Annotated in this window: 3 protein-coding genes; all 3 read right to left on the reverse strand. The window is 37.7% G+C overall.

Features of this window, described 5'->3' with window-relative positions:
* Window positions 1–110: 110 nt before the first annotated feature.
* Genes B0A58_RS15965 through B0A58_RS15975 form a run of 3 tightly spaced genes read right to left on the reverse strand, consistent with a single transcriptional unit; the run spans window position 111 to window position 3,663 of the window.
* Window positions 111–695: a precorrin-2 dehydrogenase/sirohydrochlorin ferrochelatase family protein gene (locus B0A58_RS15965; protein WP_089081860.1), complete on the reverse strand. Its 585-nt coding sequence runs from the start codon at window positions 693–695 to the stop codon at window positions 111–113.
* A gap of 51 nt (window positions 696–746) precedes the next feature.
* On the reverse strand, window positions 747–1,580 hold the full coding sequence (gene cobA / locus B0A58_RS15970; protein WP_243389523.1) for a uroporphyrinogen-III C-methyltransferase: 834 nt from the start codon (window positions 1,578–1,580) through the stop codon (window positions 747–749).
* A complete protein-coding gene (locus B0A58_RS15975) occupies window positions 1,573–3,663 on the reverse strand; it encodes a nitrite/sulfite reductase (protein ID WP_089081861.1) in 2,091 nt (696 codons plus the stop codon). The genes cobA and B0A58_RS15975 overlap by 8 nt, the downstream gene beginning before the upstream one ends.
* Window positions 3,664–3,699 lie beyond the last annotated feature (36 nt).

A 3,699-nucleotide genomic window follows, 5' to 3' on the forward strand; every position in this document is an offset into this window, starting at 1 on the left:
TTTCATTAAGTCTTAAACTATCTTAATTTCTTAATTTTTTCAATAAATCATGCAAATGAACAAATAATTTTAGTTATTAAAGCTAACATTTGTCATTTTTCGTTTAATTGCTATTTCTTGTTTTTCAACGATTCGGTAATTTCATTCATCTTTTGGACTTTTTCCTCAAAATTTCCTTTTAATGTTTTTCGATATTCGTTCAGGTTTTCAACCATTGTATTGATGTCGTCTGGAATTATTTCTTCAAAAAATTCTCTCAAGCGCTTGGCTGTTGTGGGTGATTTTCCGTTAGTCGAAATGGCAATTTTCACATTTCCTTTGGTTACAATGCCACCCAAATAATAATCACACAACTGAGGTGTGTCGGCAATATTGCAAATCAAATGACGCTTGCGACACAAATCAAATACTCTTTTATTCACCTTCAAATCATCGGTACACGCAATTACCAAATGGCGTTTGCGAAGCATCCAGCGATTGAATTTCTTTGTTCTTAACTTAACTGAAGGGTGTTGGGCAACCAAAGCTTCCAATTCAGGAAGAAATCTTGGGGCTACCACCTCAACATTGGCATTCGGACTGGATTTCAACATAAAAGACAACTTTTCTAAACCTACATTTCCGCCACCCACAATCAACACATTTAATTGATGTAGTTTTAAAAACACTGGATATAGTTCGTTTCTTTCTTCCATGATTAGCCTCTCCCCAGCCCTCTCCAAAGGAGAGCGAGTCTTGAAAATAATTTAAATCTTATTTACTAAATAGTCGTGATAAAAATCTTTTAGTTTGTTGCTTTCTCTCACCACTTCTCCAATGACAATAATAGCCGGTGAACTTAATTTCTTTTCCGTAACTACATCTTGAATGGTATCAATAGTTCCCACTCCTATTTTTTCTTTTGGAGTTGTTCCGTTTTGAATAATAGCAATCGGACTTGCACCTTTCAATTGGTTTTGAAACAAATTCACAATCTGCGCCAATTTACTCATACCCATCAAAATAACTACGGTTGCTGATGACTGCGCTGCCAAAGCCACATCGTTTGACAATTTTCTATCCGAAGTAGTTCCTGTAATTACCCAAAAACTCTCTGAAACCCCACGTTTAGTTAATGAAATTCCTTGATACGCCGGCACTGCTACAGAAGAGGATATTCCTGGCACTACTGCTGTTGGAATTCCGAAACTTTCTACAAAATCTATTTCTTCGCTTCCACGACCAAAAATAAATGGATCACCTCCTTTTAAACGTACTACATGTCCGTAAGTCAAGGCATTGTCCACAATCAACTGATTGATTTCGTCTTGTGAATACGCGTGACATCCTTTTCTTTTCCCCACAAAAATCTTGATTGATTTTTTAGGAGCGAATGTCAGAATTTCTTCGTTTGCCAAGGCATCATACAAAACCACCTGAGCTTCTGCTAAAGCATTGGCTCCTTTGATAGTTAGCAAGTCTGGATCGCCTGGACCAGCACCTACTAAAGTTACTTTGGGTTGAGCCCCACCCCTCCCGAAGTCTCGGGACTCCCCAAAAGGGAGGGAGGAAGCATTGATGAAATTTATATTTTTATGCATTAGCTAAATCTTTTTCTCTGTATTCTTCGATGGTTGCGAAGAATGCAGTTGCTTGTTCTAAATACTGTTTTGCAAACGCTTCTGATGGTTCGTTCGCTTTAATTTGGTAAACCAAATCTTTGAAAGCAGTTGCTAGTTGAATCTTATTGGTTTCCACAAAAACGGTGTCAAACAAATCGATGATTCCGGCGTGGTGGTTTGTTTTTTGTTTTTCAGCAAGCAGTAAAGCTTTGGCAGCATTTACAAATCCTGCATAGGTCAAGTAAATAGAATCCGACCATTTTTGATCGTTTAATGCTTCTTGAGAGAACGTCAATTTGTCTTTGGCTTCTACCAATAAAGTAGCTACTAAATCAATCACCACTCCTGCACATTCACCTACACCTACTGCTTTTACATAGTTGTCTGCATTTCCCCAATCCACAAAATCAGCTTCTGTTAAGTTGGTTACATCGGCTAAAGGTTTCAAAAATTCGTAAAAATATTTTTCTCCTTTGGCATCATAATAATTCAAGAACGATTGTCCATTGGCATTTGCTTCAAAATCATTTAAGATCAAACGCAAAGCTTCAGGTCCTCTTCGACTTGGAATTTTAATTACTTTATCTGAAAAACGACCTTGACCGTTTCCTAAGTTTCCTCCACCCAACAATACTTGAAGGGCTGGCGCTACTAATTTTCCAGAATTGATTGACATTCCTTGGAAACCAATTTCTGCCATATTATGTTGTCCACAAGCATTCATACAACCACTAATTTTAATTGTGATTTCTTGATTGTTGCTGTATTGCGGATATTCTGTTGCTAAAACACGTTCTAATTCTACTGCAATTCCTGTACTACTGGCAATTCCTAAATTACAGGTATCTGTACCAGGGCAAGCAGTAACGTCATTGATAGTATTGTACCCTAAAGTAACAAAATCTAACTTGGCTAATTCTTGGTAAAAGAACGGCAGGTTTTCTTCTTTAATGTTGCGAATCAAAATGTCTTGACGCAAGGTAAAACGCAATTCATTGGCACCATAATTTTTAATCAAATTCGCCAAAGCTCTTGCTTTATCCGTATAAAAATCGCCTAAAGCTACTTTAATTCCGATGGCCACATAACCCGCTTGTTTTTGAACAATGACGTTTGATTTTTTCCAAGCTTCAAAACTTGCAGTATCTTCAATAGTTACTTTTGGCACTTCTAATGCAGGTGCTGGAATTGGACCATCAAAAGCAGTAGTATCAATCTCAACGGTTTGGAAAGACAAAGCTTTTTTCTCTTCATCTACCAATCGTAAGAATTCATCTTTACCAATTTCTTTAATTAAGAATTTCATACGGGCTTTCAAACGTTTGGCTCTTTCGCCATAGCGATCAAAAATACGCAAGACTCCTTCTGTCATCGGAATGATTTGGTTTACCGGTACAAATTCAGAAAGTAATTCGGCATGACTGGGTTGCGAACCTAATCCACCACCCAATAGTACTTTGAATCCACGCTCTCCATTGACAATTTTTGGGATGAATCCCAAATCGTGTAAATAACTCAAAGCCGTATCTTTATCAGAAGAAGAAAAAGACATTTTGAATTTACGTCCCATTTCTTGACAAACTGGATTTCTTAAGAAAAACTGAAACATAGCGTGTGCATAGGGCGATACATCAAATGGTTCTTCAGGATCAATCCCTGCATTTTCACTCGCTGTAATATTTCGAACGGTATTTCCACAAGCCTCTCTCAAGGTAATATCGTCTTTTTCTAAATCAGCCCAAAGCTGCGGCGTTCTATCCAAACTTACATAGTGAATTTGAATATCCTGACGCGTAGTAATATGCAAACGTCCTGTCGAATATTCGTCAGACACTTTAGTAATACGCACTAATTGTTCGCTACTCACTTTACCAAAAGGCAATTTGATGCGAATCATTTGTACTCCTTCTTGACGTTGCCCATAGACACCTCTAGCCAAACGAAGACTACGAAAACGTTCGTCATCAATTTTTCCTTCTTTGAATAATCGAATTTTTCTTTCTAAATCGATGATGTCTTTTTGGACAATCGGATTTTCTATTTCGGTTCTAAAACTTTCCATAAGCCCCACCCCAGCCCTCCCCAAAAGGGAGGGAGC

This window comes from Flavobacterium branchiophilum NBRC 15030 = ATCC 35035, from assembly GCF_002217205.1.
Lineage (GTDB): Bacteria > Bacteroidota > Bacteroidia > Flavobacteriales > Flavobacteriaceae > Flavobacterium > Flavobacterium branchiophilum.